General features: G+C 68.6%; 23 protein-coding genes. 16 read left to right on the top strand and 7 right to left on the bottom strand.

Annotated elements, in window-relative coordinates; translation table 11 throughout:
• Nucleotides 1-417 precede the first annotated feature (417 nt).
• Genes HG543_RS06580 through HG543_RS06565 form a run of 4 tightly spaced genes read left to right on the top strand, consistent with a single transcriptional unit; the run spans nucleotide 418 to nucleotide 7,955 of the window.
• On the top strand, nucleotides 418-2,880 hold the full coding sequence (locus HG543_RS06580; protein WP_169343821.1) for a type I restriction-modification system subunit M: 2,463 nt from the start codon (nucleotides 418-420) through the stop codon (nucleotides 2,878-2,880).
• Nucleotides 2,871-4,136, top strand: coding sequence for a restriction endonuclease subunit S (locus HG543_RS06575; RefSeq protein ID WP_169343820.1), 1,266 nt, complete (start codon nucleotides 2,871-2,873; stop codon nucleotides 4,134-4,136). Before HG543_RS06580 ends, HG543_RS06575 begins: the two co-directional genes overlap by 10 nt.
• Nucleotides 4,133-7,237 carry a type I restriction endonuclease subunit R gene (locus HG543_RS06570; protein WP_169343819.1) on the top strand — a complete coding sequence of 1,035 codons (3,105 nt, stop codon included), beginning with the start codon at nucleotides 4,133-4,135 and terminating at the stop codon, nucleotides 7,235-7,237. Before HG543_RS06575 ends, HG543_RS06570 begins: the two co-directional genes overlap by 4 nt.
• Nucleotides 7,227-7,955 (top strand): M48 family metallopeptidase, encoded by a 729-nt coding sequence (locus tag HG543_RS06565; RefSeq protein ID WP_169343818.1) that lies wholly within the window; start codon nucleotides 7,227-7,229, stop codon nucleotides 7,953-7,955. Before HG543_RS06570 ends, HG543_RS06565 begins: the two co-directional genes overlap by 11 nt.
• A 1-nt stretch (nucleotide 7,956) precedes the next feature.
• Here the strand turns inward: HG543_RS06565 and HG543_RS06560 are convergent, their stop codons facing one another.
• From HG543_RS06560 to HG543_RS06535, 6 genes are all read right to left on the bottom strand, one after another.
• The gene (locus HG543_RS06560; protein WP_169343817.1) at nucleotides 7,957-8,538 is read right to left on the bottom strand and encodes a fused DSP-PTPase phosphatase/NAD kinase-like protein; all 582 of its coding nucleotides are present in this window, start codon (nucleotides 8,536-8,538) and stop codon (nucleotides 7,957-7,959) included.
• On the bottom strand, nucleotides 8,538-9,536 hold the full coding sequence (locus HG543_RS06555) for a hypothetical protein (protein WP_169343816.1): 999 nt from the start codon (nucleotides 9,534-9,536) through the stop codon (nucleotides 8,538-8,540). The genes HG543_RS06560 and HG543_RS06555 overlap by 1 nt, the downstream gene beginning before the upstream one ends.
• A complete protein-coding gene (locus HG543_RS06550; protein ID WP_169343815.1) occupies nucleotides 9,526-10,767 on the bottom strand; it encodes a GtrA family protein in 1,242 nt (413 codons plus the stop codon). The genes HG543_RS06555 and HG543_RS06550 overlap by 11 nt, the downstream gene beginning before the upstream one ends.
• Entirely contained in the window at nucleotides 10,760-11,689 is a 930-nt protein-coding gene (locus HG543_RS06545) for a phosphatase PAP2 family protein (protein WP_169343814.1), read from the bottom strand. Before HG543_RS06545 ends, HG543_RS06550 begins: the two co-directional genes overlap by 8 nt.
• Nucleotides 11,667-13,001 carry an inositol-3-phosphate synthase gene (locus HG543_RS06540; RefSeq protein ID WP_169343813.1) on the bottom strand — a complete coding sequence of 445 codons (1,335 nt, stop codon included), beginning with the start codon at nucleotides 12,999-13,001 and terminating at the stop codon, nucleotides 11,667-11,669. Before HG543_RS06540 ends, HG543_RS06545 begins: the two co-directional genes overlap by 23 nt.
• A 510-nt stretch (nucleotides 13,002-13,511) precedes the next feature.
• Nucleotides 13,512-14,039: a pyridoxamine 5'-phosphate oxidase family protein gene (locus tag HG543_RS06535; RefSeq protein WP_169343812.1), complete on the bottom strand. Its 528-nt coding sequence runs from the start codon at nucleotides 14,037-14,039 to the stop codon at nucleotides 13,512-13,514.
• Nucleotides 14,040-14,191: 152 nt separating this feature from the next.
• Here HG543_RS06535 and HG543_RS06530 point away from each other — a divergent pair, with 152 nt between their 5' ends.
• Entirely contained in the window at nucleotides 14,192-14,686 is a 495-nt protein-coding gene (locus HG543_RS06530; RefSeq protein WP_169343811.1) for a hypothetical protein, read from the top strand.
• A gap of 18 nt (nucleotides 14,687-14,704) precedes the next feature.
• Here HG543_RS06530 and HG543_RS06525 read toward each other — a convergent pair whose 3' ends face one another.
• Nucleotides 14,705-15,676, bottom strand: a complete 972-nt coding sequence (locus HG543_RS06525) for an aldo/keto reductase (protein WP_169343810.1) — start codon at nucleotides 15,674-15,676, stop codon at nucleotides 14,705-14,707.
• A 24-nt stretch (nucleotides 15,677-15,700) separates the two neighbouring features.
• On the opposite strand from HG543_RS06525, the gene HG543_RS06520 reads away from it, so the two are divergent.
• The 11 genes from HG543_RS06520 (at nucleotide 15,701) to HG543_RS06470 (ending at nucleotide 26,636) form a co-directional block, all read left to right on the top strand.
• The gene (locus HG543_RS06520) at nucleotides 15,701-17,047 is read left to right on the top strand and encodes a tetratricopeptide repeat protein (protein WP_169343809.1); all 1,347 of its coding nucleotides are present in this window, start codon (nucleotides 15,701-15,703) and stop codon (nucleotides 17,045-17,047) included.
• A 165-nt stretch (nucleotides 17,048-17,212) separates the two neighbouring features.
• Complete coding sequence (locus HG543_RS06515) at nucleotides 17,213-18,676, top strand: LA_2272 family surface repeat-containing protein (protein ID WP_169343808.1); 1,464 nt, start codon at nucleotides 17,213-17,215, stop codon at nucleotides 18,674-18,676.
• Nucleotides 18,677-18,811: 135 nt separating this feature from the next.
• Nucleotides 18,812-19,819 carry a zinc-dependent alcohol dehydrogenase family protein gene (locus tag HG543_RS06510; protein WP_171818392.1) on the top strand — a complete coding sequence of 336 codons (1,008 nt, stop codon included), beginning with the start codon at nucleotides 18,812-18,814 and terminating at the stop codon, nucleotides 19,817-19,819.
• A gap of 117 nt (nucleotides 19,820-19,936) precedes the next feature.
• Nucleotides 19,937-20,542 (top strand): DUF1360 domain-containing protein, encoded by a 606-nt coding sequence (locus HG543_RS06505; RefSeq protein ID WP_169343807.1) that lies wholly within the window; start codon nucleotides 19,937-19,939, stop codon nucleotides 20,540-20,542.
• 218 nt (nucleotides 20,543-20,760) lie between these two features.
• Nucleotides 20,761-21,099 (top strand): HPF/RaiA family ribosome-associated protein, encoded by a 339-nt coding sequence (locus HG543_RS06500; protein WP_169343806.1) that lies wholly within the window; start codon nucleotides 20,761-20,763, stop codon nucleotides 21,097-21,099.
• 229 nt (nucleotides 21,100-21,328) lie between these two features.
• Nucleotides 21,329-21,766 (top strand): response regulator, encoded by a 438-nt coding sequence (locus HG543_RS06495; RefSeq protein WP_169343805.1) that lies wholly within the window; start codon nucleotides 21,329-21,331, stop codon nucleotides 21,764-21,766.
• 154 nt (nucleotides 21,767-21,920) lie between these two features.
• On the top strand, nucleotides 21,921-23,345 hold the full coding sequence (locus tag HG543_RS06490) for a sensor histidine kinase (RefSeq protein WP_169343804.1): 1,425 nt from the start codon (nucleotides 21,921-21,923) through the stop codon (nucleotides 23,343-23,345).
• On the top strand, nucleotides 23,345-24,106 hold the full coding sequence (locus tag HG543_RS06485) for a response regulator (RefSeq protein WP_211193772.1): 762 nt from the start codon (nucleotides 23,345-23,347) through the stop codon (nucleotides 24,104-24,106). Before HG543_RS06490 ends, HG543_RS06485 begins: the two co-directional genes overlap by 1 nt.
• Complete coding sequence (locus HG543_RS06480) at nucleotides 24,106-24,846, top strand: ATP-binding protein (protein WP_169343803.1); 741 nt, start codon at nucleotides 24,106-24,108, stop codon at nucleotides 24,844-24,846. Before HG543_RS06485 ends, HG543_RS06480 begins: the two co-directional genes overlap by 1 nt.
• Nucleotides 24,846-25,226 (top strand): response regulator, encoded by a 381-nt coding sequence (locus HG543_RS06475; protein ID WP_171818394.1) that lies wholly within the window; start codon nucleotides 24,846-24,848, stop codon nucleotides 25,224-25,226. The genes HG543_RS06480 and HG543_RS06475 overlap by 1 nt, the downstream gene beginning before the upstream one ends.
• 15 nt (nucleotides 25,227-25,241) lie before the next feature.
• Nucleotides 25,242-26,636 (top strand): aminopeptidase P family protein, encoded by a 1,395-nt coding sequence (locus tag HG543_RS06470; protein WP_169343801.1) that lies wholly within the window; start codon nucleotides 25,242-25,244, stop codon nucleotides 26,634-26,636.
• Nucleotides 26,637-26,711: the final 75 nt, after the last annotated feature.

Raw genomic sequence — 26,711 nt, 5'->3', positions numbered from 1 at the left:
ACACGGGGATGCTCAGGAATGCCTGGTCCGATGGTTCTCCGGCTCCATGCTTCACGCAGTCGCGCGGGAGTCGGCGCGCGACCATCTCCGTCGCGCCGCTCAGCTTCATCTCTCGTGAGCGGGCCAGCCCCCTGGCGGGAGGGCGGTGCGGAGTCACTCCGCGAGCGAGCGCTCCGGAGCGCTGCGCACGCCGGGTGCTGGGACCGAGAATACCCCCGCACCGATGAGCTGAAGAGCACGGACCTCACTGCGAACCGCGTTGTCCCTGAGCACCTGCTGCCATAGCATCCGCCGGCCGGATGCCAGCGCGCGGACCCGTGTGTTCCAGGGGCAGCCTTACCCAGGTCGCCAGCTCGTGAAGGTTCCGTCGCGGGCGTTCGAGCAACCATCTCCTGTGCGGTCGAGGTGCTGTCTCAGATGCCCATCAAGAAGTCCGAACTCTACTCCTCCATCTGGAAGTCCTGCGACGAGCTGCGCGGCGGCATGGATGCGTCGCAGTACAAGGACTACGTCCTCGTGCTCCTGTTCGTGAAGTACGTCTCGGACAAGGCCGCCAGCCAGAAGGACTACGACCTCGAAGTTCCAGAGGGAGGAAGCTTCGCCGACCTGGTCAAGCTCAAGGGCGACAAGGACATCGGCGACAAGATGAACAAGGTCATCGGCAGGCTCGCCGAGAAGAACGACCTCAAGGGGGTCATCAACGTCGCGGACTGGAACGACTCGGACAAGCTGGGCAAGGGGAAGGACATGGTGGACAGGTTGTCGAACCTGATCTCCATCTTCGAGAAGCCAGAACTCGACTTCCGGCGCAACCGGGCCGAGGGCGACGACCTGCTCGGCGACGCCTACGAGTACCTCATGCGGCACTTCGCCACCGAGAGTGGGAAGAGCAAGGGCCAGTTCTACACGCCGGCCGAGGTCTCGCGCATCATGGCCAAGGTCATCGGCGTCGGGAGCGCCAGCAGCTCCAACCAAACCATCCACGACCCCACCTGCGGCTCGGGCTCGCTGCTCATCAAGGCCCATGATGAGGCGAAGAGCGCCACCGGCTTCGACCTCGCGCTGTACGGGCAGGAGATGGACAACGCCACCCGGGCGCTGGCGCGCATGAACCTCATCCTGCATGACTGCGCCTTCGGCGAAGTCTGGCAGGACAACACCCTCTCCGCGCCGCACTTCAAGGACCCCAAGACCGGCGCCCTCAAGACCTTCGACTTTGTCGTCGCCAACCCACCGTTCTCGACCAAGTCTTGGACCAACGGCATCGACCCGGCCAATGACCCCTACGGCCGGTTCGCCTTCGGCGTCCCGCCGAAGAAGAACGGTGACTACGCCTTCCTCCTCCACATCCTCGCCTGCCTCAAGAGCACCGGGAAGGGCGCGGTGATTCTCCCGCACGGCGTGCTCTTCCGTGGCGGCGCCGAGGCCACCATCCGTCGCGAGGTCGTCAGGCGCGGGTACATCAAGGGCATCATCGGCCTGCCGCCCAACCTCTTCTTCGGCACCGGCATCCCCGCCTGCATCCTGGTGCTCGACAAGGAGGGTGCCGCCGCTCGCAAGGGCATCTTCATGATTGACGCCTCCAAGGGCTTCATCAAGGACGGCAACAAGAACCGCCTGCGAGCGCAGGACATCCACAAGATCGTCGACGTGTTCAACCGGCAGATCGAACTTCCGCGCTACTCGCGGATGGTCTCGCTCGATGAGATCAGTGGTCCGAAGAACGACTTCAACCTCAACCTCCCGCGCTACATCGATTCGAGTGAGCCGGAGGACATTCAGGACATCGACGGCCATCTGCGGGGTGGAATCCCCCAGCGCGACCTCGACGCTCTCGAACGGTACTGGAAGGTTTTCTCGGGGCTGCGCGAGGCGCTGTTCAAGGAGGCCAGCCGACCTGGCTACTCGGAACTCAAGGTTGCCACTGCGGACATCAAGACCACCATCTTCGGGCACACCAAGTTCACGGCCTGGAGCATCCAGACCCAGAAACTCTTCGTCGTGTGGCGCGCGGAGAGTGAGCCGAGACTGCGTGCCATCAAGAAGGGCGACAAGCCCAAGGTCCTCATCGACACGCTTGCCGAGGAACTCCTGGCCACCTTCCAGAAGGCCCGGCTGCTCGACCCCTATGACGTCTACCAGCACCTCATGGACTACTGGGCCGAGGTCATGCAGGACGACGTCTACCTTATCGCCAGCGACGGATGGAGGGAGGCCGCCAAGCCCCGGCCAATCGAAGACAAGGACAAGAAGGCCAAGGACAAGCCGGACTTCACCATCGGCAAGCAGAAGTTCAAGGCCGAGCTGATTCCCGCCAGCCTCCTCATTGCCCGCTACTTCGCCGCCGAGCAGGCCGCCATCGAGAAGCTGGAGTCAGAGGCGGCTGCGGTCACCCAAGCGATGGAGGAACTGGCCGAGGAGCACGGCGGCGAGGACGGGCTTCTCGCCGAGGCCAGGAACGACAAGGAGAAGCTCACCAAGGCCTCGGTCTCCGCCCGGCTCAGGCACGTCAAGAACGACCCCGATGCCGCTGATGAGGAGAAGGTGCTCGTCGCATACTTGGCCCTCATCGATAAGGAAGCGGCCACCAATGCGAAGGCCAATGCGGCGCAGGAAGAACTCACCGCAAAGGTTGCGGCAAAGTACGGCACGCTTACCGAGGACGACATCAAAACGCTCGTGGTTGAGGACAAGTGGTTGGCCGCGCTTGAGGCTTCGGTAACGGGGGAACTCGACCGCGTGTCACAGTCTCTAACGGGTCGCGTGCGCGAACTCGCTGAACGTTACGCCTCGCCGCTGCCAAGTCTCACTGCTGAGCTTTCGACGCTCGCCGCTCGGGTTGATGAGCATCTCAAGAAGATGGGAGCGATATGGAACTGAAATCAAGCTACAAGCAGACTGAGGTAGGGATGATCCCATCTGCCTGGGATGTCGCACTGCTGGACTTGGTAGCAAGACGTGGGAGTGGCCATACTCCAGATAAGAAGCGTCCCGAGTACTGGAATGGTAACATCAAATGGCTCTCCTTGAGGGACTCGGACAGGCTTGATGCTTTGTATGTCTCTGATACTGCGGAAAAGATAACGCAGGCAGGCATCGCCAACTCATCAGCAGTTGAGCACCCTGCAGGGACCGTCGTCCTGTCGAGGGATGCAGGTGTTGGCAAGAGCGCCATTACCACGGATGTGATGGCAGTAAGCCAACACTTTATGGCGTGGTGGTGTGGCCCGCGGCTGGAGAATAGGTTCCTTTATTACTGGTTGCAGTCAAAGAAGTCTGAGTTTGAGCGTATTGCGAATGGTAATACAATCAAGACCATCGGTCTGGCATACTTCAAGAGCCTCAAGATTCCCCTTCCGGAGCCGGAAGAACAACGTGCGATTGCTTCGGCGCTAAGCGATGTGGACGAGTTGATTGACGCGCTGGGCCGGCTCATCGCCAAGAAGCGTGACCTCAAGCAGGCCGCCATGCAACAGCTTCTTACTGGTCAAACTCGTCTGCCGGGCTTTGAAGAGAAATGGTACGAGCGACCCATGCGCGCAGTCATCGCAACGCTTGAGGCGGGTGTAAGCGTCAACTCAGTTGAGGATGATGAACCTGGACAGAGTGAGGACAGGTGCATCCTCAAGACCTCGTCCGTAGCAGACGGCCGGTTTTATCCGAATGAATGCAAGAGAATCGCTTCCCGAGATTACGGACGGGCCAAGGTCAATCCAAGGAAAGGTACGCTTCTGATTAGCCGCATGAACACCCCGGAACTCGTCGGTGAATGCGGCTACGTGGAGCGAGACTATCCAAATCTCTTTGTACCTGATCGACTTTGGATGACCCAGTTTCGGCCGGAATCCGACATTGATGCACGGTGGCTTGCCTACCTGCTGAGCACTTCGGAACAGCGTGGACGGATTGGAGCGGCCGCTACCGGCACAAGCGGCAGCATGAAGAACCTGTCAAAACGAGCATTCCTTTCCCTGAGCGTTTCGTTCCCGGTTGGCGACGAGCAGGCCGCCATTGCCACGATACTCTCCGACATGGACACAGAGATCGCCGCCCTTGAACGGCGCCGCGACAAGACTCGGTTCCTCAAGCAAGGAATGATGCAGGAACTCCTGACCGGAAGGACGCGCCTCGTATGAGCACTATCGGGGAAGTCGAGAAGAAGACCCAGCGCCGCGTCGTCAGCCTCTTCTGCGATGAGCTCGGCTACGAGTACCTCGGCGACCTCAGCGAAGGCGACAACCGGAACATCATCGAGGGGCAGCTCGAACACTTCCTCATGGCGTACCAGGGGTACGGCCAGCGCGAGGACGGCAGCGACCTCGTACGTCGCGCAATCTCCGAATTCATCAAGGTCGCGAGCAACACGAGCGTCAGCTTGTACGACCGCAACCGCGAGGTCTACGGGCTGCTCCGCTACGGCGTCAAGGTGAAGGCCGGTGTAAGCGACCAGACCGAGACAGTCCATCTCATCGACTGGAAGTCTCCCGAACGCAACCGCTTCGCCATTGCCGAGGAGGTCACCGTCAAGGCGGCGGACTCGAAGGCACACGGCAAGCGGCCTGACATCGTGCTCTATGTGAATGGCATCGCGCTCGGCGTGCTGGAGCTCAAGCGCTCCACCGTCTCAGTGGCTGAGGGCATCCGGCAGAACCTCGACAACCAGAAGAAGGAGTTCATCCAGCCCTTCTTCTCCACCATGCAGTACGTCATGGCCGGCAACGAAACCGAGGGTCTGCGCTACGGCACCATCCAGACTCCGGAGAAGTACTACCTCGCCTGGAAGGAGGACGGCCCGGGAGACAACCCGCTCTACAAGGCGCTGCGCCAGCTCTGCTCCAAGGCGCGTTTCCTGGAGCTCATCCACGACTTCGTCGTCTTCGATGCCGGCACCAAGAAGCTTTGTCGGCACAACCAGTACTTCGGCGTGCGAGCCGCCCAGGACCACGTGAAGCGCCGCGAGGGCGGCATCATCTGGCACACGCAGGGCTCGGGAAAGAGCCTCACCATGGTGTGGCTCGCCAAGTGGATTCGCGAGAACGTGGAGGACTCGCGCGTTCTCATCATCACCGACCGCACCGAGCTCGACGAGCAGATTGAGAAGGTCTTCAAGGGCGTGTCCGAGGACATCTACCGGACGAAGTCCGGAGCCGACCTCATCACCCGGGTGAACGACGCCCGGCCGTGGCTGCTCTGCTCGCTCATCCACAAATTCGGCCGCAAGGAGGACGGCGAGGAAGTCGGCGACATCCCGAGCTTCATCGAGGAGGTCAAGAAGGCGCTGCCGCCGGGCTTCAAGCCCAAGGGGAATCTGTACGTCTTCGTGGACGAGTGTCACCGCACCCAGTCCGGTGACCTCCACGAGGCCATGACGACCATCCTCCAGGATGCGGTCTTCATTGGCTTCACCGGCACGCCGCTGCTCAAGGCGGACAAGAAGAAGAGCGTAGAGGTCTTCGGCCGCTACATCCACACGTACAAGTTCGACGAGGCAGTGAAGGACGGAGTGGTCCTCGACCTGCGCTACGAGGCGCGGGACATCGACCAGAGCATCACCTCGCCCGCGAAAGTCGACAAGTGGTTCGAGGCCAGGACGCAGGGCCTGACGCCGCTCGCCAAGGCCCAGCTCAAGCAGCGCTGGGGTACGATGCAGAAGGTGCTGTCCAGCCAGTCGCGCCTGCAGAAGATCGTCGCGGACATCCTGCTCGACATGGAGACGCGCGACCGGCTCAAGAGCGGGCGCGGCAACGCCCTACTGGTGGCGGGGAGCATCTTCGAGGCGTGCCGCTTCTACGAGCTGTTCTCCAAGACGCCGCTCGGGGGCAAGTGCGCCATCGTCACCTCGTACGCTCCCAGGACCGCGGACATCAAGGGCGAGGAGAGCGGCGAGGGCGCCACCGATGCCCTGGAGAAGTACAACATCTACCGCCAGATGCTCGCCGACTGGTTCAACGAGTCGCCGGAGACAGCGGTGAACAAGGTCGAGGCGTTCGAGAAGGCGGTGAAGAAGAAGTTCATCGACGAGCCCGGGCAGATGAAGTTGCTCATCGTCGTGGACAAGCTGCTCACCGGCTTTGACGCGCCTCCAGCGACGTACCTCTACATCGACAAGCAGATGCGCGACCACGGCCTCTTCCAGGCCATCTGCCGCGTGAACAGGCTCGATGGGGACGACAAGGAGTTCGGCTACATCGTCGACTACAAGGACCTGTTCAGGAGCCTCGAAGGCGCGGTGAAGGACTACACGTCGGGGGCGCTCGACGGCTACGACAAGGAGGACGTGGCCGGGCTGCTGGAGGACCGCCTCGCCAAGGCGAAGGAGCGGCTCGAAGAGGCCCTGGAATCCGTGCGCGCCCTCTGTGAGCCTGTCGAGCCGCCGAGGGACGACCAGGCCTTCTACCGGTACTTCTCCTCGAAGGAGCCCGGCAACGCCGCGCAGTTGAAGGAGAACGAGCCGCAGCGCCTCGCCCTGTACAAGCTCACGTCGGCGCTCATCCGGGCCTACGCGAACATCGCGAACGAGATGGCGGAGGCCGGCTACCCCGCGGACCAGGCCGCGGCCATCAAGAACGAGGTGACGTTCTACGAGAACCTGCGCACCCAGGTGAAGCTGCACAGCGGTGACGCCATCGACCTCAAGCAGTATGAGCCCGCGATGCGCCACCTCATCGACTCCTATATCCACGCCGAGGAGAGCGAGACCGTCTCGAAGTTCGAGGACCTCTCGCTGATTCAGCTCATCGTGGAGCGGGGGCCCGACGCGGTGAAGGCTCTGCCGGAGGCCATCCGGAAGAAGGAGCAGGCCGCGGCGGAGACCATCGAGAACAACGTCCGGCGTCTCATCGTCGACGAGACGCCCATCAACCCGAAGTACTACGAGCGGATGTCCGAGCTGCTCGACGCGCTCATCGAGCAGCGGAAGCAGAGTGCCCTCGGCTACCAGGAGTACCTGGAGAAGATCGTCGAGCTCACCCGTCAGGCGAAGCAGGGCCCGAAGACGGGCGACTATCCGCGGTCACTAAACACGGTTGCCCTCCGAGCGCTCTACGACAACCTGGGGAAGGACGAGGCGCTGGCTCTGAAGGTGGATGCCGCAGTCCGCGCGAGCATGATGGACGGGTGGCGCGACAACCGGATGAAGACGCGCCGGGTCCGCCATGCTATTGGCGCCGTCATCAACGGGGACGAGGCCCTCGTCGAGCGGACCCTGGAGCTGGTGAAGAACCAGAATGACTACTGAGGCCCACGTCCTGACGGTGGGCGGCCTGCGGGTGGCCGTCATCCGGAAGGCCATCAAGAACCTCCACCTCGGCGTCTACCCGCCTGACGGCCGGGTTCGGGTGGCGGCGCCGCTCGTCGTGTCAGACGCGGCCGTGAGGGTTGCCGTCATCGGCAAGCTGCGCTGGATAAGGCGGCAGCAGGCGGCCTTCGAGCGCCAGGAGCGCGAGTCCGAGCGTGAGCTGGTCAGTGGCGAGAGTCACTACTTCCTCGGCCGGCGCTATCGCCTGGACGTCGTGGAGACCGAAGGACCGGCGCGCGTGGTGGTGCGCAATCAGAGGACGCTCTCGCTCCACGCGCGGCCCGGATGGGACACCCGCCAGCGCGAGGCGCTGTTGCACCGCTGGTACCGGGAGCGGCTTCGTGAGCTCGTCCCGCCGCTCATGGAGAAGTGGCAGGCGGCGCTCGGCGTGGAGGCGGCCGGGTGGGGTATCAAGAAGATGAAGACCCGGTGGGGCTCATGCAACGCCGCCGCCCGCCGCATCTGGCTCAACCTGGAGCTGGCGAAGAAGCCGCCGGAGTGCCTCGAGTACCTGGTCGTTCACGAGTTGGTGCATCTGCTCGTGCGTCAGCACGACGACCGCTTCATCTCGTTGATGGACCGTCACCTGCCCAGGTGGAGGCTGGCGAAGCGGACCCTGAACGCGGCGCCGCTGGCGCACGAGACCTGGGAGTACTGAGCTACGCCGCCCGCTCCGGCGAGCGCGCGGCCCACGCGGTGACGAAGTCCGCGAGCCCCTCGAGCTGCCGGTCATTCAGCGTCACCTGCCAGCGCGCCTTGCGCACCTCGCGGTACGCCTCCGGCGCGTGCGCGCCGCGAGCCACCATGACGGCGAGCCCCATCATCGGGCCCCGGCCCACGCCGTGCTCGCAGTGCGTGTACAGCACGCCACCCCGCTCCAGCCGCGGCAGCGCCCACTCCACGCCGCGCATCAGCTGCTCCACCGACGGCGGGTACCGGTCCGTCACCGGCAGGTTCAGCAATTCGATTCCGAGCGCCGCCAGCGCCTTCGCGTCATCACAGCGCTCGGAGCGCATGTCGATGACCGCGGTGACTCCCTGCGCCTTCAGCGCCGTGTAGCGCGAGCGCGGCACGCCGCCACCCACCAGCAACCACTCATTCACCCGCGAGACATTCAGCCCCTGCCCGGGAAGCTTCGTGGTCCACTCCACGCACCGCGCCACCGAGCGCAGCACCTGCTTGCGAACCCACCCGCGCACTCCCGGGACATGGTGCACGTCACGGAGCAGCGAAACGCTCACTACTGGTCTCCCTCGAGCGTCACTTCCATCAGCCCCGCCACCGGCTCCTTCCCCGCGCGCTCCAGCACCGCCCGGTGCAGGTACGTCACGGGAGAGCCCACCACCGGGCGCACCAGCCCACCCAGCACGCCCAGCTCCTCCACCGGAGCGCTGCGCTGGATGAGCGACGTGGAGCGCAGCACCGCCGCCGCGCCGCCACCGGAGTGCAGCTCCACCTTCCACGCGCTGCGCTCCTTCGCGCCCTCGCGGTTGAGGGTGAAGTACTCCAGCGGCCGGGGCGTGGCGCCCTCCTCCCACGTGTACACGGGGCCGAACTCACCGTCCTGCCCCTCGCGCGCCAGCAGCACCAGCCGCTCGTCGCCACGCAGCGCGCGGAAGCGCACCCACCGCTTCGCCAGCTTCGCCGGAGCAATCGTGGAGCGCGTGTGGTCCGCGTAGCCGCCGCCCGAGTACGTCGCCTCCGTCCCCTTGGGCAGCTGCACCGTCGCGCGCAGCGGGCTGAAGGCCAGCGTCACCTCGTGGCGGTAGCGGGCGTTGCCCACCTCCACCTCCGAGCCCTCGGGCGACTGGGGTGCCACTGGCGCCGCGTACTCCAGCGCCACCCGCCCGTTGTCCAGCGGCGCCTCCACCCGCGTGAAGCCACCCGCCGACCGCGCCGAGCACGCCCCCACCTGCAGGGTGCCCGTCATCGCGTCGTAGCGCCACTCGCGCTCGCCCACCTTCTTCTGCGGGGTCCACGCCTTCTGGCCGGGCTTCAGCACCGACGCCCGGCAGATGCCGTGGCGCGAGCCAGGACCGAGGTTCGTCACCGACAGCTGCACCAGCACGAAGGTGCCGTCCTCCAAATCCCCGATGAACGTGAAGCTCTCGCCGTAGTTGTCGTTCGGCGCGGGCGTGGGCTCCAGCGGCGCGGCCGCGGAAGCGATGCCAGACCACGCCAGGGTGGCGATGAGCGCCACCACCATCATCAGGGATTGGGGACGGGCTTCATGCGGCATGGGGGCGCTGCTCCATGAGCGAATCCGACGCGCTGTCGTTGAAGACATAATCGCGCTGCAGGGGCAGGTTCCACGCGAAGTACACGACGCCGCGCACCAGCCACCAGACCAACGTGTAGGCCAGTTGCGGATGCAACGTGAGCAGCGCCACGCCGCCCGCGTTCAAGAGCGCGCTCGTCCCGCTCACCACCGCGTAGCGCGCCATCTGCCGCGCCACCGCGCCCCGGCTCTTGAAGGTCAGCACGCGGTTGATGGAGTAGTTCACCACCGCGCCCAGCGTGGCGCCCACCACCGTCGCCCAGGCGGGCAGCATGCCCAGCCACTCCACCAGCACCAGCACCAGCGCGAAGTCCGCCAGCGTGGCCACCGCGCCCGCCACCGCGTTGAAGCCCAGAATCGCCTTCTCCGAGCGCGCCTCCTGCCGCTTCGGCGCCAGCGTGCGTACCAGCGCCCGGAAGCGGGTGATGGCCGTGTAGTTGCTCATCACCGCCACGAACACGAGCCCCACCACCGCCAGCCAGTGCATGGGGTGCTTCTCCTCGGGCCAGAAGACGGCCTCCAGAATCGGAGACAGCGCCGTGCCCGCGCCCAGGAAGAGCACCCGCTCCAGCCGCTGCATGGCCCCGTCGCGCACGCTCACGCCCAGGCCCTCGCCCTTGGCGCGCACGTAGGGCACCAGCGACGAGCCCAACAGCGCCATCAGCGCGGGCAGCAGCACCCACGTGTCCCGGTAGTACCAGGCCAGACCCATCAGCATCGCCGAGTCGACGTAGCGGTCCAGCACCGAGTCCAGCGCCGCGCCCGCGGGGTTGGCCTCCTTGCGCGTGCGGGCGATGCGCCCGTCCATGACGTCCAGGATGCCCGCGAAGAGGAAGAGCCAGCCGCCCAGCGCGAAGCGGCCCGCCGCCAGCGCCACGCCCGCGGAGATGCCCAGGAGGCCCGACAGCATGGACAGCGCGTTGGCCGGCAGCCCCGAGCGCAGAATCACCGTCCACAGGGGCTGGATGACCCAGAAGAAGTAGTGCCGGAGGAAGAAGCCCACCAGCACCGTGCTGCCGCGCTTGAGCGTCTCCTCGTCCCGCGGAATCCCCTTGAAGGCGCAGCGGATGCTGAAGAGCAGCAGCCCTCCGAGGAAGTAGACACAGGCCAGAATCGCGGGGGCCAGCGCCGTCCAGATGCGGGCGGACGGAGACAGGTTTCCGGTCAGCCAGGCCATCAGGTTCTCAAGCACGGGTGTCTCCTCTAGAAGGCGTCAGGGGCACGGCCATGGGGGCCGGCGCGGTGCGGCGAGCGAACACGAGCTCCACCACCAGGAAGGCGGCGAGCGCGGCGACGAAACCCGCGAGCACGTCCAGGATGTAGTGGTGCGTCAGGTACACGGCGGAGAAGGCGACGAGGGCCGCGAACAGGGCCGCCGGCACCCGCCACTTCCAGCCCAGGGGCCACACGAACAGCGTCACCATGAAGGGATACGCGGCATGCAGCGACGGCATGGCCCCGAAGACGTTGGGGTTGCGGCCGTAGAAACCGGCGAAGTAGCTGATGCCCAGGAGCGCGTCGAAGCGCGCCGTGCCCGCCGGGCTGGGCAGCGCCGCGAGGTTGGCCGGGCCGGGGCCGTACTGCAGGATGTACCAGGGAGGAGCAGCCGGGTAGACGAGGTAGGTGACGACGCCCAGGGCGTTCACCACCAGGAAGGCCCAGCACAGCTTCTCGAAGCGCGCGTCCTTCTTCACGAAGAAGAAGATGGCCACGACGAAGACCTCGTACAGGTACGCCGCGTAGGAGAAGCCGCAGAAGAAATCCAACACCGGGTGGAAGCGCGTGGCCCACCACTCGGGCCAGTGGGTACCGCCGGGTGCCGGGAACAGCTGACGCTCCAGCTCCCACAGGTCGCCCGTGTGGATGGGCCCCCGCAGGAACAGCCAGAGCGCCTGGCTGTCCAGCAGCATACCGGTCAGCCACAGCGGGAACCCGCCGGCCAGGAAGCGCCGCGTGCGGGGGCCCGCCCAGGCCACCCCCGCCAGCAGCGCATCCGCCGCCACGTGTTCCCACCGCAGCCGGCCGGTGGCAATCACCAGCACCAGGTGGCCCGCCGCCATCGCGGTGGCGAGCCACGTGAGTGCCGTGGCTCTACTTGGAGAGCGGGAGGTCATCCCCGTAGTAGTCGAGTCCGAGGTGGGTGATGGGCTCTTCGCCGGCCACGACGCGCAGCGTGTTCTTCAGCTTCGTCAGCTGGATGAACAGGTCGTGCTCCACCGGCAGGTTGGGCTGCGCCATGGGGCTCTTGAAGTAGAAGGACATCCACTCCTGGATGCCGCGCCACTCCAGCCGCTTCGCCAGGTCCAGGAACAGGGCGATGTCCAGCACCAGCGGCGCCGCGAGGATGGAGTCGCGGCAGAGGAAGTTGACCTTGATCTGCATCGGGTAGCCGAGCCACCCGGTGATGTCGATGTTGTCCCAACCCTCCTTCGCGTCGCCGCGGGGCGGGTAGTAGTGGATGGACACCTTGTGCGAGTACTTGTTGTACAGCTCGGGGTACAGGTCCGGCTGCAGGATGGTGTCCAGCACGCTCGACTTGGTGACTTCCTTCGCCTTGAAGGCCGCGGGGTCGTCGAGCACCTCGCCGTCGCGGTTGCCGAGGATGTTGGTGGAGAACCAGCCCTCGAGGCCGAGCATGCGGGCCTTCAGCGCGGGGGCGATGACCGTCTTCATCATCGTCTGGCCGCTCTTGAGGTCACGGCCGGCGATGGGCATGCCCTCCTGCTTCGCCAGCTCCTGCAGCGCCGGCGTGTCCACGCTGGCGTTGGGCGTGGCGTTGGCGAAGGGCACGCCCTCCTTCAGGGCCGCGTAGGTGTAGAGCGCGGTGGGGTTGATGTCCGGGCTGTTCTCGTCCAGCGCCTTCTCGAAGGCGGCCAGCGACTTGAACGCGTCCGGCAGCGGGCGGAAGGTCTCCACGCTGCTGCACACCACCATCACGGCGCGCTTGGCGTTGAGCTCCTTCTTGAAGTCGCGGATGTCCTGGCGCAGCGCCTCGATGCTCTCGCGGTGCGTCTTGGTGGACTTGATGTGGTTCGCCTCGATGCGGCGCACGAACTCCGCGTCGTGCACGCCCTTCTTCGGCTTGATGCTCGACAGGAACGGCTTCACCTGCTCCAGGTGCTTGTCGTTCAGCACGCCGGAGCGCACCGCCACCTGGTACGCGTCCTCGCTGATGATGTCCCAGGCGCCGAAGGCGATGTCCTGCATCTCCGCCAGCGGGACCAGCTCGTTGAGCTTCACGGTGCGGCCGTCGGTCCGCTTGCCCAGGCGGGCCGTGCCCATCTGCGTCAGCGAGCCGATGGGAAGCCCCTTGCCCTGACGCGCCAGCTCCACACCCGCCATCAGCGTGGTGGAGACCGCTCCAAGGCCGGGGATGAGTACCGCGAGCTTGCCCTCAGGCTTGGAGACCTTCCTCTTGTTTTCCATCTTTGGGGTTCCTTCGAAGGGCGGAAACGGGACCGCCTCGCTAGACGAGTTCGAGACCTCCGTAAGCAACCCACCGGCACAGTACCAATCAGGTGTCCGGAAAATCTCGAAAGCGGATGGTTGATATCCTAAAGCGTTCGTCACTTCAACGTCATGTGGGGCGGCGGCTGGTTACCACGCTGTGGGCGCTCTCAATGGATCGGCGCCTGCCCGGGCACAAGGCAGTGCGAACGGCGCTGTCAGAGAAACACCATGACGTCGGACAGGTGACACCCACCAGACCTTACGTGGACACCCAGGAGCGGGTCCTTAATGACCCACCTCGGCGCGAGGCGGTGGCGCGGGCGGAACGGCGATTCGGGGTGTGTGAAAGACCTACAGGGGTGTGATGCAGGCCCGGTGAGGGACCTGGCGGGCCCTCTCATGGCGCCCGGCGCTTTCCTACGCAACCGGAATTCAAGGAGGGGCCCCGGGAAAGCACGGGGCCCCTCCTTATATGGATGCGGGTCGTCAGTGCGGGAGCGGGCCCGCGTCGCCCAGGTCGAGCTTCTGGTTGTCGCCCGGCTTGTAGGTCTGCCCGGTGAGGGCGGCCTTCACCATGCCGGCCAGCTGCACCATGCGGCTGTTGGGCGTGTCCCAGTACTCGGCGCGCTCCACGCGGACGCAGAGCAGGGCGAGTTCTGGATCATCCAGCCCCTCGGGGAACCATGCCTTGAGGGTGGGGTTCCACAGCTCGCGGGCCTTTTCCCTGTCGCGCACCAGCCGGCAGCGTCCGCTGACGGAGACGTAGCGGTCCCTCGCGGGGTCCGAGTACGCGAGGTTGACGTGGTGGTCGTGCTCCACCTCGTCCACCTTGGGCGAGTGCTCGCGGGTGAAGAACCACAGCTCCCCGTCGAAATCGCGGTCATGGGTCCACATGGGCCGGCTGCGGAGGCTCCCGTCCTCCTCCACCGTCGTCATCATGGCGACCTTGATGCCCTTGATGAGGTCCCCGAAGTGCTGCACCACCTCGTGCGTGTCCTTCTTCTTGCTGGCCATACCTGCCTCCCGGGGGCTCAAGGTAGGTCGTGCCCAGAGCAGGGGGCACGCAGGGCTCGCCCGGCCGCCGCCAGGGCAGGCAGGCGGTGTGGTAGTGGGCGGGGACAGGCGCCGGGCCTCGCGAGGGCCGCGCGAGAAAACGAGGGTGACGGATGCTGAAGACGGCGTGGAACGAGTGGAGCCTCAAGGCGCTGCAGCTCGAGACGGCGCTGCTGGCGCTGGAGGAAATCGAGCTGCCGGAGGAGATGCACGCGCTCCAGGACGCGGCGGAGGAGAAGGTGCTGGAGCTGGCGCGCGCGTGGAAGGCACGGCAGCCGCAGAAGGAGCCGCGCAAGTGGGACAAGCAGACGCAGAAGGAGGGTGTGCCCCGTGACGCCGAGCTGAAGGAGCTGGTGGAGGGCTTCCGCGAGGAGGGCAAGTCCTGGACGCTCCTGCGCGCCACCAGCGACAAGCAGGAGGTGGTGGAGACGGTGGTGTCCGAGGGCCGCGCGTGCATGGCCGCGGGCGGCGAGTACTACCTCGGCCAGTGGGACGCGAAGGACTCCGTGCTGGAGGTGGGCCGCGACGACGAGGCGGGCGAGCCGGGCACGGGGCTGGTGCTGGAGCCCACCGGAGAGCTCCAGTACGCGCCGGACCCCGAGCTGTAGGGCGCGCGCGGGCGGGCGTCAGCCCTCGAGGAAGCGCGCCATGCGGGCGCGCTGCTTCTCGTCGGGCAGGCGCCCGAAGCCGGCGCGCAGGTTGTCCGCGACGTGGTCCGGCTTGCGGGTGGCCGGCAGCGGGCAGTGCACGGCGGGGTGGCCGAGGATGAACTTGAGGAAGAACTGCGCCCAGCTGGTGCAGTCGAACTCGGCGGCCCACTCCGGCAGCGCCTTCCCGCGCACGCGCTGGAAGAGCGAGCCGGTGGCGAAGGGCTGCATGACGAGCACCGCCACGCCGTGCTCGGCCGCGGCGGGCAACAGGCGCGCCTCCGCGTCCCGCTGCGCGAGCGAGTAGGGCAGCTGCACGAAGTCGAGCTTCTCCTCGCGGATGAAGCGCTCCAAATCATCGAAGGCGCTTCGCGAGTAGTGGGTGACGCCGACGTAGCGGATGCGGCCGGCGGCCTTCCACTCGCGCAGCATGGGCAATTGCGTGCGCCAGTCCACGAGGTTGTGGACCTGCATCAGGTCCATCCGCCCGCGGCCCATGAGCTGGACGGAGTTCTTCAGCTGGGTGAGCCCCTCGCTCTTGCCCGTGGTCCACACCTTCGACGCGAGGAAGGGCTTCTTCAGCTCGCCGAGGGATTCGAGCAGGTCGCCCGTCACGGCTTCCGCGCGACCGTACATGGGCGAGGAGTCGATGAGGCGCGCGCCGGAGGCGAAGAAGCGGCGGAGGACTTCCGCCAGCGGCTCGCGCTCGGCCTTGGAGGTGCCCACGTCGAACGTCTGCCAGGTGCCGAGGCCGATGACGGGCAGGGCCTCGCCCGTGCTGGGAATGGGGCGCGTGAGCATGGACTCTCCTCCAGAGCGGGCGGGCTTCGCGGGTGGGGCGGCGGTGGCCTTCTTCTCGGCGGCCTGGGCGGACGCGGCGGCGGGCAGCAACAGGCCGCCGAGCCCCGCGGCGAGCAGCTCCCTGCGCGATGGCTGGATGGGCTCGGACATGGGCCGACCACTATGCTCCTTCGCATGGGTCTGGACCTGACAATCGAAAGCAAGGAGTTCGGCGGCAACGCCGGGCCGTCCGCTACTCGGCAACCCGCTGTGACGCGGGTGCAGCTGCGGCGGGATTGGATTCGCTATCGCGACGCCTCCGGAGCCGACGTCATCCTGGACTTCGCCCGCCGCCGCCGCATCGAAATCAATGGAGACGCGCGGACCTACGTGGACGAGTCCCTCTTCCCCGATGTCGACTTCCGGCACTCCGAGCTGCCCAACCGCGACCACATCCAGTCCGTCCTCGAGGCCGGAGGCGCGGATGTTTCCGACTTCGGGCCCGTCCTGTCGGAGCACCACCTGTCGGTGCTCGACCGCGAGCGGAAGCGGACCATCGACGCGCCGAAGTCCGGCGGGCTCGGCGGGCTCCTGCGGTCCGTCATCAAGCCGGCGCGCGGCGACATCTCGGTCGAGTCGGCCCAGGGGCACACGGTGTTCAGCGCCGCGGGACGCCGGCTGTTGTCGTACTCGGATGGGGGCACGAAGACCTCGCCCGAGCTCGCCCGGCGGTTCGGTCAGTTCCTGCGGTATCGCTTCTGCGGCCACCCGCTCATCATCGACCGGCTGGTCTCCGAGGGCCGCATCCCCACGGAGATTGACTATGAGTCCTGTCACCCCCAGGGGATGCCGCACAGCAACGCGACCGTGCGCATCAAGGCCGTGGACACCGTGCGCGATGACTCGCTTCCACTCGACGGCCATCGCCGGGTGATGGACCCGGGACTGTTTCCCGAGGAAATCACCGCCTGCCTCGAGCGCGTGATGCTCGTCGGGGTGCCCATGCACGACAGGGTGATGGCCCAGAGGATGGCGGAAGCCAAGGAGTCCGCCGAGGCCGGCCGGCGGCTCGAGATGGTGCTCACCCTGTTCGAGCTGACCCTGGAGACCGGGGCGTCGGTGCCAGGATTCGGAGAGGCCGTGCGGAGCGACGGCGATGTGCACGTGCGCCGGCTGGTGGACGCGCTGACGCGGCCGCCGAACAGCGAGGCGGAAGCCCGGGCCCGGGTCTCCACCTTCGAGAACCTGCGCCCATACGGTGGACGCAAGGCGCACGTCCTCGGAACCTTCGAGGCCCCGGTCCAGCGCTCGCTCGGCGAGCATGACGTGGCGCAGGCGCTGCTGCTGGCGGCCATCGAGAGCAACCCGTTCCTCGCCGGAGCCTACAAGGACCTCGGGGACATCTACCTCGGTGGGTACGAGACGCGGAAGGCGTGGCTGTGCTGGGAGGCGGCGCGGCGAATCGCACCGGAGCACTCGCTGGTGGAGGGCATCGTCGCGCGGGAGCAGCTCCTGGCGGCCGCGCATCCGGAGTACTTCTGACCCCGTCCCCCTGAGAAAACAGGGCCGGTGACACATCCGCCAGGGGCTGGTGTTCCCTTCAGCGAGCGGGGCGGCAACGTCCCCCGATGAATCTCCATGTGGCCCCCGGAGCCCGCGCGGTGCGGGCCGGGGCCGCTCTCGGAACAGTCCAGGAAGGTCCAGGCGATGATGCGCAAGGTCTCTGTGTGTGCGGGGGTCGCGGCGGCGATGGTGGCGTTCTCGGCGGCGGCCGAGGAGTCGAGGTCGGTGGGCGGGCAGGCAGCCAGCACGGAGCAGACGGCGGAGCCGACTCCGGCGGGAGAGGGCCAGGGCGCGGTGGCGGCTCCAGCCATGGAGCAGGGCCCGTCGGCGCCTCCGCTGGTGGACGCGGCGGTGGGCGGCGCGGTGAGCACGGCTCCGGCGGCGGAGCCCGCGACGGTGGCCCAGGCGAAGGCCGAGGCCCCGGCGAGCGCGGAGGCCCCGGAGGTCCACATCCCGTTCAGCCTCACGCTGGTGCCGGGGCTGAGCACCGCCGGCCTGCACACCGGCAACGTGGTCAACACGGTGTCCATCGGCCTCGTGGCCACGCATGCGAAGCGCGTGGAGGGCGTGGCCATGGCCATCGGCGGCAACTGGGTGGAGGACAGGCTGAGCGGCGCGCAGCTCTCGGTGGGCGCGAACATCTCGCGCGGCGCGGTGACGGGCGCGCAGCTCACCGTGGGCGGCAACGTGGCGGGCGGTGACGTGCTGGGCCTCCAGTCCTCGGTGGGCGTCAACGTGGTGCGCGGGGCGATGGAGGGCGCGCAGCTCACGGTGGGCGCCAACGCGGTGACGGGCCCGGTGAATGGCGCGCAGCTCTCGGTGGGCGCCAACATCGCCACGGGCGCCGTGCTGGGCGCGCAGATTGGCGTCGGTGCCAACGTGGCCGCGGGCCCGGTGCGCGGCCTCCAGGCGGCGGTGGGGCTCAACGTGGCCCCGGAGATGTCGGGCCTGCAGATGTCCTCGGGCGTCAGCTACGCGCGGCACCTGAAGGGTGGGCAGCTCTCCATCATCAACGTGGGCGGCGAGGTGGACGGCGCGCAGGTGGGGCTCGTCAACATCGCGGGCAAGGTGGATGGCGCGCAGGTGGGACTCGTCAACGTCGCGGGCCACACCGAGGGCGAGGCGGTGGGCCTGCTGAGCTTCGTCGGCAACGGCCAGGCGCACCTGCAGGTGTGGAGCAGCGACATCTCGCTGACCAACGTGGGCGTGAAGCTGGGCGGCCGTCACATCTACACGCTGCTCGCGGCGGGCTTCACCCCGCCGCTGGATGGCGAGCGCCGCCACTGGACGCTGGGCGCGGGTATCGGCGGCCACATCCCGCTCGGGCGCTTCTACGTGGACATGGACGTGATGGGCAGCACCTTGCACGAGCGCCGGCTGTATGACGAGACGGAGCACATCCTCGGGCAGTTCCGGGTGCTCGCGGGCTGGCAGGTGGCCCGGCGCTTCGCGGTGTTCGGCGGCATCAGCGCCAACACGCTCGTCACCTGGGACGACAGCGACCGCTGGGAGGAGCTGGGCATCGGACCCGAGTGGCGCGAGGTCTCCGACGGAGGCCGCACCGTCTTCCGCATGTGGCCGGGCATCCAGGCGGGCATCCAGCTCTGAGGTGTGCTTCCACGAGGCGGAGGAACCATTCCTCCGCCCGCCTGCTCGACGCCCGGGTGCGCTTCACCGCGCTCCGGGCGTCACCATTTTCAGCCTCGGAGCGCCCTGGAGCACGCGGCGCGAGGAGAGCTGTCGATGAACGGGACCATGCGGGCGATGGTGCTGCACGCGCCGGGACAGCCGCTGCGGGAGGAGCGGCTCCCCATCCCCCGTCCCGGTCCGGAGGAGCTGCTGCTGCGGGTGCACGCCTGCGCCGTGTGCCGCACGGACCTGCACGTGGTGGACGGCGAGCTGACGCGCCCGAAGCTGCCGCTGGTGCCGGGCCACGAGGTGGTGGCCACGGTCGTGGACCGGGGCGAGGGCGTGATGGCCTTTCCCGAGGGCACGCGCGTGGGAGTGCCGTGGCTCGGCTGGAGCTGTGGCCGGTGCCGCTTCTGCGTCTCGGGGCGGGAGAACCTCTGCGACACGGCGCGCTTCACGGGCTACCACCTCGACGGGGGCTACGCCGAGTTCATGGTGGCGCACGAGCGCTACTGCTTCCCGCTTCCCGGTGGCTTCTCCGACGTGCACGCCGCGCCGCTGATGTGCGCGGGGCTCATCGGCTTCCGGAGCCTGCGCCTCGCGGGAGACGCCGAGCGGCTGGGCCTCTACGGCTTTGGCGCCGCGGCGCACGTGCTCGTCCAGGTGGCGCGCTACCAGGGCCGGCGCGTCTTCGCCTTCACGCGTCCCGGTGACGTGGAGGGCCAGCGCTTCGCGAGGGAGCTGGGCGCGGTGTGGGCGGGTGGCACGGACACGCCGCCGCCGGAGCCGCTGGACGCGGCCATCCTCTTCGCGCCGGTGGGCGCGCTGGTGCCCGTGGCGCTCGCCGCCGTGGACAAGGGCGGCGTGGTGGTGTGCGGCGGCATCCACATGAGTGACATCCCCGCGTTCCCGTACGCGCTCCTCTGGGGGGAGCGGGTGGTGCGCTCGGTGGCGAACCTCACCCGCGCGGACGCGCTGGACTTCCTCGCGCTCGCGCCGAGCGTGCCGGTGCGCACCGAGGTGCGGGTGTTCCCGCTGGCCGACGCCAACGCCGCGCTCACCGCGCTGAGGACGGGGCAGGTGCGCGGCGCGGCGGTGCTGGACGTGGACGCGGAGGGCTGAGTCGCGCGCCGCGCATGGCGACCGAGCCGCGAGGGCCTGCCCGCCCGCCCGCCTGTACCTTGGGTCGGTGTGGGGGGATGCGCAGTCTTCCGGAGCTACACGGAGGGACACCCACCGATGAAGGCTCCGCCCCAGACCGGCCTCTTCGCCGGCTATGACGATGCGTACCACCCCCTGGGCTCCTACGCGGTGCTCGCGGGCGCCTATGGCGTGTCCCTCGCGGGCTTCCTCGGGTGGCGCCGGCACAAGGGGTTGCCGGAGCGGCTGGAGCTGGGAGACCTGGCGCTGTTCGGCGTGGCCACGCACTCGCTGACGCGGCTGGTGGCGAAGGACCGGGTGACGAGCTTCCTGCGCGCGCCCTTCGTGCGCTTCGAGGAGGACTCCACCGCGGGCGAGGTGGAGGAGACGTCTCGCGGCACGGGCATGCGCAAGGCGCTGGGGCAGCTCGTGGGCTGTCCCTTCTGCCTGGGCCCGTGGGTGGCCGCGGGCTTCCTGGCGGCGCACGTCGTGGCACCGCGTCAGGTCCGGTGGGTGGGCTCCGTGCTCGCCCTCTCCGCGGTGTCCTCGGTGCTGCACCGGGCGTATGAGTGGCTCGGCGAGGGATTGCATCTCACCCGGGAGCGGGGCCGGCTGCTGAAGGCCCGGGCGGACCACGAGGAGAGCGTGCAATTCCCCACCGCCGCCGAGGCCGTGGAGCCCGGGCCCATTCCCGCCCCGAGCTGAGGCGGGCACTCGCGGGTGCCTCGAAGGGAACCGGGGTCGCCTCCGAGGGGCATTTCGCCCCGCAGGAGCTGCGGCCCTGTCCCTTTTCGCCGCAAAGGCTGCGGGCGCGGGAGGGCATCCCCACGGGGTTTCGCGGGGTTGGCGCTGGCAACGTCCATGCAATGGAAGAGGGTGCAACCGAAGCCCCGACAGAGGGCACGACCCGAGGCGGACGGACGATGAAGCGAGCGCTGCAGATCACGTATCGCGGGATGGCGACGAGCGACGGCCTCAACGAGCACATCCGTGACCACGCGGACAAGCTGGAGCAGTTCTTCGACGGCATCGTGGGGTGCCACGTGGTGGTGGAGGAGCCTCACCGCCACAAGCAGCAGGGCAAGCACTTCCACGTGCGCGTGGACCTGACGGTCCCCGGCAAGAACATCGTGGCGGCCAGAGACCCCGAGCAGCGCGCCGGCCACGAGGACGCCTACCAGGCCGTGACGGACGCCTTCGAGGCCGCGCGGCGGCAGCTCCAGCACTACGCGGAGACGCTGCACGCGCATCACGCCCGCTGAGGGCCGTGCTCACCTGAACCGCGCCTCAACTCGAAAGGAGGATTCCGTGCGCGGTGCCGCTCTTCCCGCCTGGCTGTTCCACCTGGAGCGCGGGAGACGCGGAGTCGTGTAGGTAGAGGTGCACAGTCCCTTGCACGCCCGGAGCGGGTGCCAGGGATTGGGCGGAAATCCGCGCCCACCCCCCTGACGCGACGGGGGCGGTGGGCGCTATCGTGCGTCCACCCACGCCATGAATGCCCAGCGCCTCCAGGTGCTGCTGGTGGATGATGAGGAGCCCGTCCTCACCACCACCGCGGCCGTGCTTTCCGAAGACTTCGATGTCCACCCCGCGCGCGATGCGGGCTCGGCCCTGCGGCTGCTGTCACTGCGGCGCTTCGACGTCGTCTGCACCGACTTCCACATGCCGGGACGCAACGGCATCGAGTTGCTGCGCGAGGCGACGCGGCTGCACCCGCACCTCGCAGGGGTGCTCGTCACCGGCTACCGCGAGTACCTGGACCGCAAGGACCAGCAGCAGGCCCAGAGCCTCTTCTACCTGGTGCTCAAGCCCTACCAGCCACCCGAGCTCATCGCGATGATCCGCCGCGCGGCGGAGGCCGCCCGCCTCAAGCGGGAGATGAGCCTCATCACCTCCGGCCTGGCCGAGCGCAAGCGGGGCGCGCGATGACGCGGTCGCTCCAGGCGGGCGAGCCGCCGAGCGGTTCCGCGTGCCTCCCCGCGGTGGGAGACGAGCAGGCACGCTTCCATGGGGCCACTCCGGTGACTCGCGTGTTTCCGTATCATGTGGAGGACCCGCTCGCGGCCCGCGCGGGAGTCACCCGATGAGCCAGGTCCCGGAGGAAGCCAGCCCGAAAGGGGGGCTGAAGGAGCGCGCGGCGCTGCTCTTGAGCGAGCACCTGGCCAAGGTGCGCAGCCGCACGGACCAGCTCTTCGCGTGGCTGATGCTCGTGCAGTGGGGGCTCGCCATCCTCGTGGCGGTGCTGTGGTCGCCGCGGGCGTGGGCCGGCAGGACGCTGCTCGTGGACGTGCCCTTCGTCCACACCGCCGTCGCGCTGGGCGCGGTGTTCGCCTTCGTGCCCATCACCCTGGCCCGCCTGCGCCCCGGCGCCGCGCTCACCCGGCACGCGGTGGCGGTGTCCCAGGCGCTCTGGGCCGCGCTGTTCGTCCACCTGTCCGGGGGCCGCATCGAGGCGCACTTCCACGTCTTCGCCTCGCTGGCCCTGCTCGCCCTGTACCGGGACCCGCGGGTGCTGTTCTCCTCCAGCGCCGCCGTCCTCGTGGACCTCGCCCTGCGCGGCGCGTGGTGGCCCGAGTCCGTCTATGGCGTCGCCGACCCGGGTCGGTGGCGCCTCCTGGAGCATGCGCTCTGGATTGCCGCGCTCGACGTGGTGCTCGTGTACTCGTGCCGGGGCATGTGGCGCGAGCAGCGCGAGGTGGCGGTGCGGCGCGTGGAGTTGGAGCTGGCGCGCGAGCGCGAGGGCGCCAAGGCGCGCGAGCTGGACCGTGCCCTCCGGGAGCTGGGCGGCTTCCAGGAGCACCTCATCCGGGTGGAGAAGCTGGCGGCCGTCGGCCAGCTCGCCGCCAGCGTGGGCCACGAGCTGCGCAACCCGCTGGCCGCCGTGCGCAACGCCCACGCCTACCTGTCGCGGAAGATGGCCAGGGACCCGGCCGGCATGGCGGAGGACCCGCGCGTCTCCCAGTTCATGGGCGTGATGGAGCGCGAGCTGAACGCGTGCGCCAAAATCATCTCCGACCTGCTCGACTTCGCGCGCGAGCGCCCGCCCGCGCTCCAGCCCTGCCCGCTGCGGCCGCTGGTGGACGAGGCCATTGGCGTGGTGCCCCAGCGCGAGGGCGTCCGAATCATCAACGGCGTGCCCGAGTCCCTGCCCGTGCCCAACCTGGACAAGGAGCAGTTCCGCCAGGTCCTGGTGAACCTGGTGCAGAACGCGGTAGAGGCCATGCCCCCGGGCCGGGACGGGGTGGTTTCAGTGCTGGCGGAAGGCGGCGAGGCAGGCCCCTGGTGTGTCCGCGTGGTGGACGACGGGGCGGGAATCCCTCCAGACGTGCTTCCCAAGATTTTCGAGCCCCTCTTCACGACGAAGACGCGGGGGACTGGCTTGGGACTGGCGATCGTCGCCAACATGGTGCAACGTCACGGGGGCACAATCTCTGTGCGCAGTGAGGCGGGGCGGGGTAGCGAGTTCGTCATCCAGCTCCCCGCGTCCGCGGCGGCTCAGGCCGCGTGATGGAGGAAGTGGCAGTGGTCCCCGCTCGCATCCTGCTGGTCGACGACGAGGAGTCGCTGCGCATCACCCTCGCGGCGAACCTGGAACTGGAGGGCCACACCGTGCTGGAGGCGGCCTCCGCCGAGGACGCCCTCAAGGTGCTCAGCGAGCACTCGGTGGACGTGGTGCTCACGGACATCCGTATGCCGGGGCTGCACGGGGTGGACCTGCTCCGCCGCATCAAGCAGGACCGCCCGGACATGCCGGTGGTGCTGATGACGGCCTTCACGGCGGAGGAGCTGGTGGATGACGCGCTCGCCGAGGGCGCCTTCACCGTGCTGCCCAAGCCCTTCGACGTGGCGCACGCGCTGGACACGATTCTGCGCGCGGTGCGGGCCCCGCAGATTCTGGTGGTGGATGACACGGAGAAGGTGGCCCAGGCCATGGTGCGCGCGCTGAGCACCGTGGGGCTGCGGGCGAAGGCCGTGTACAGCGGCGAGGAGGCGCTGTCGTCGCTCCGGTCGGGCTCGTACGACGTGTGCGTGCTGGACCTGGTGATGCCGGAGATGAGCGGGCCGGAGCTGGTGACGAAGGTGCGCGAGGCGGACCTGTCGGTGGCCGTCATCGCCATGTCCGGCCACGTGGTGCCGGAGATGCTCAGGCGGGTGGCGGCGCAGGGCGCCGTGGTGTGTATGACGAAGCCGGTGCCGCTGCGGGAGCTGGTGCAGGCGATTGCCCGGGTACGAGGCCAGCCGCGGGGGCCCGCCGGCGCGAGGAACTGATGGGACGCGGAGAGCTGCAGGCGCGGGAGCGGGCCGCGGTGGCGGATGTGGTGGCGTCGACGTTGCGGCACGACCTGCGCAACAAGCTCGCCAGCATCCGCAACGCCACCTTCTACCTGATGCGGCAGATGAAGAAGACGGAGGCGTGGACGGCGGACCCGCGGGTGGAGACCTTCTTCCAGCTCATCGAGAAGGAGCTGGCCTCGGCGGAGGAGCTCTTGTCCAAGCGCGGCCCGCAGGCCGGCACCGGCCCCAAGCCGCGCTGCCACCCGCGCGACGGCGTGGAGCGCGCGCTGGCCGAGGCGGACCTGCCCGAGGGCGTGCGGGTGGAGCGGGAGCTGAAGGACCGCACCGAGGTGGGGCTGGACGTGGAGGACCTGGCGGTGCTGGTGACGTGCCTCGTGGACAACGCGGTGGAGGCCATGCCGCGCGGGGGTACGCTCACCGTGCGCACCTCGGACTTGGAGGACGAGGGGGTGTGCCTGCGGGTGGAGGACACGGGCGAGGGGCTGGCGCCGGAGGCGTACTCGCGGGCCTTCGAGCCGTTCTTCACCACGCGGCCCGGTCACGCGGGGCTGGGGCTGAGCATCGTCCACCGCATGGCGCTGCGCCATGGCTGGAAGCTGGACCTGGGCGCGGGCCCCTCGGGGGGCACGTTCGTGGAAATCCTGTTCACGGCCGTGGAGACGGGGCGCTCCTCGAGGCCCGTGGGCCGCGACGAGAATCAGGGGAGCAAGTGATGGAGACGAGCTGGACCTTCGGACGCTGCCTGCTGCTGGTGGAGGACGACCCGTCCAACCGGATGACGCTCGCCGCCCTCCTGGAGGACGCCGGCTTCGCCGTGGTGACGGCCGGCTCCTACTCGGAGGCCGCGGGCCTGCTGAACCGGCCGCGCGCCTACGATGCGGTGTTGCTGGACCAGAGCCTGGGCGATGGCTTCGGCACCGGGCTGATTCCGCTGGTGCGCCACCACATGCCGAAGACGAAGGTCGTCTTCGTCACCGGGCACGACGGCAAAATCGACATGCCGGTGGACGCGGTGTTCCGCAAGGGCGGTCACTTCGACGACCTGCTGGCCTTCCTCTTCAAGCTGCTGCCCCAGCGTCCGCTGGGCGCCTGAGCCGGGACTCCCACCATGCTTCCTGACCCTTCCGAGCGCGCCGCCCTCCTGCGGCGGCGTGAGCACCTGGCCCGCGCTCTGGGGGGCGCCCCGGCCGTGATGGCGTCGAGCCGCCCGCGTCCGCGCAACTACGCCGCGGACCAGTTCCCCTTCCGCGCGGCCAGCCACTTCCTCTACCTCTTCGGGCTGGCGGCGCCGGACGGCATGGGCGTGTACGACGGCGAGGCGTGGACGCTGTACCTGCCCGACCCCGGCCCCGACGACGCGCTGTGGGACGGTGAGGTGCCCGGCTTCGCCGAGGTGTCCGAGCGCACGGGCTGCCCGGTGCGCTCGCGCTCGGCGCTTCCCGAGGCGCTGGCCCGGGCCGCGAAGGCGCGAGCGGTGGCCACGCTGCCCACGCCGGACCTGGAGACGTGCGCGGACCTGGCGGCGCTGCTCGGCCGCGAGGTGCGGCCCGGGCGGCTCCTGCCCCAGGACGTGCCGCTGGCGGATGCGATGGTGGCCCTGCGCCTGCGCCACGACGACGTGGCCCAGGCACAGCTGCGGCGGGCGGCGGAGGCGACGACGCCGGCGCACCTGGCGGGCATGCGGGCGACGCGGCCGGGCGTGCTGGAGGCGGTGGTGCGCGCGGCGATGGAGGCGGAGTTCGTCTCGCGCGACGTGCGCCCGGCGTACCAGCCCATCGTCACCGTGCATGGCGAGGTGCTGCACAACCTGAAGTACCACCACGTGCTGCGCGAGGGAGACCTGCTCCTGGCGGACGTGGGCGGCGAGAGCCCGGGCGGCTTCGCGTGCGACGTGACGCGCACGTGGCCCGTGACGGGGCGCTTCAGCACGACGCAGCGCGAGCTGTACGAGGTGGTGCTGTGCGCGCAGAAGGCGAGCATCGCGGCGGTGCGGCCGGGCGTGCGCTACCGGGACGTGCACCTCGCGGCGCACCGGGAGATGGCGCGCGGGCTGGTGGCGCTGGGCATCCTCCACGGCGACCCGGAGGAGCTGGTGGTGGACGGCCTCACCGCGCTGCTCTTCCCCCATGGCATCGGCCACCTGCTGGGGCTGGACGTGCACGACATGGAGGACCTGGGCGACCGGGCCGGCTACGCGCCGGGCCGCGAGCGCTCGAAGGAGTTCGGCCACCGGTACCTGCGGCTGGACAGGGATTTGGAGCCCGGCATGGCGGTGACGATTGAGCCGGGCCTCTACCGGGTGCCCGCCATCCTCGGGGACGCGCGCCTCACCGCGCGCGCTGGAGACAGGCTGGACCGCGCGGTGCTGGAGCGCTACTCGGACGTGCGGGGCATCCGCATCGAGGACGACGTGCTCGTCACGGCGGAGGGGCACGAGGTGCTCACCGCCGCCATCCCGAAGGAGGCCTCGGACGTCGAGGCCGCCGTCATGGCGGGGCGGTAGCGGCCCGCGCGGAGGGAGTTTCTGCCTCCCGTCAGCCCGGCGCGATGCGGTCTCAGCGCCGGGCGCCCCTGCGGG

It is taken from the genome of Pyxidicoccus fallax, assembly GCF_012933655.1.
GTDB classification, from domain to species: Bacteria; Myxococcota; Myxococcia; order Myxococcales; family Myxococcaceae; genus Myxococcus; species Myxococcus fallax.
Note: the sequence above shows the minus strand (reverse complement) of the source record. Positions and strands in the feature narration are given on the sequence as shown.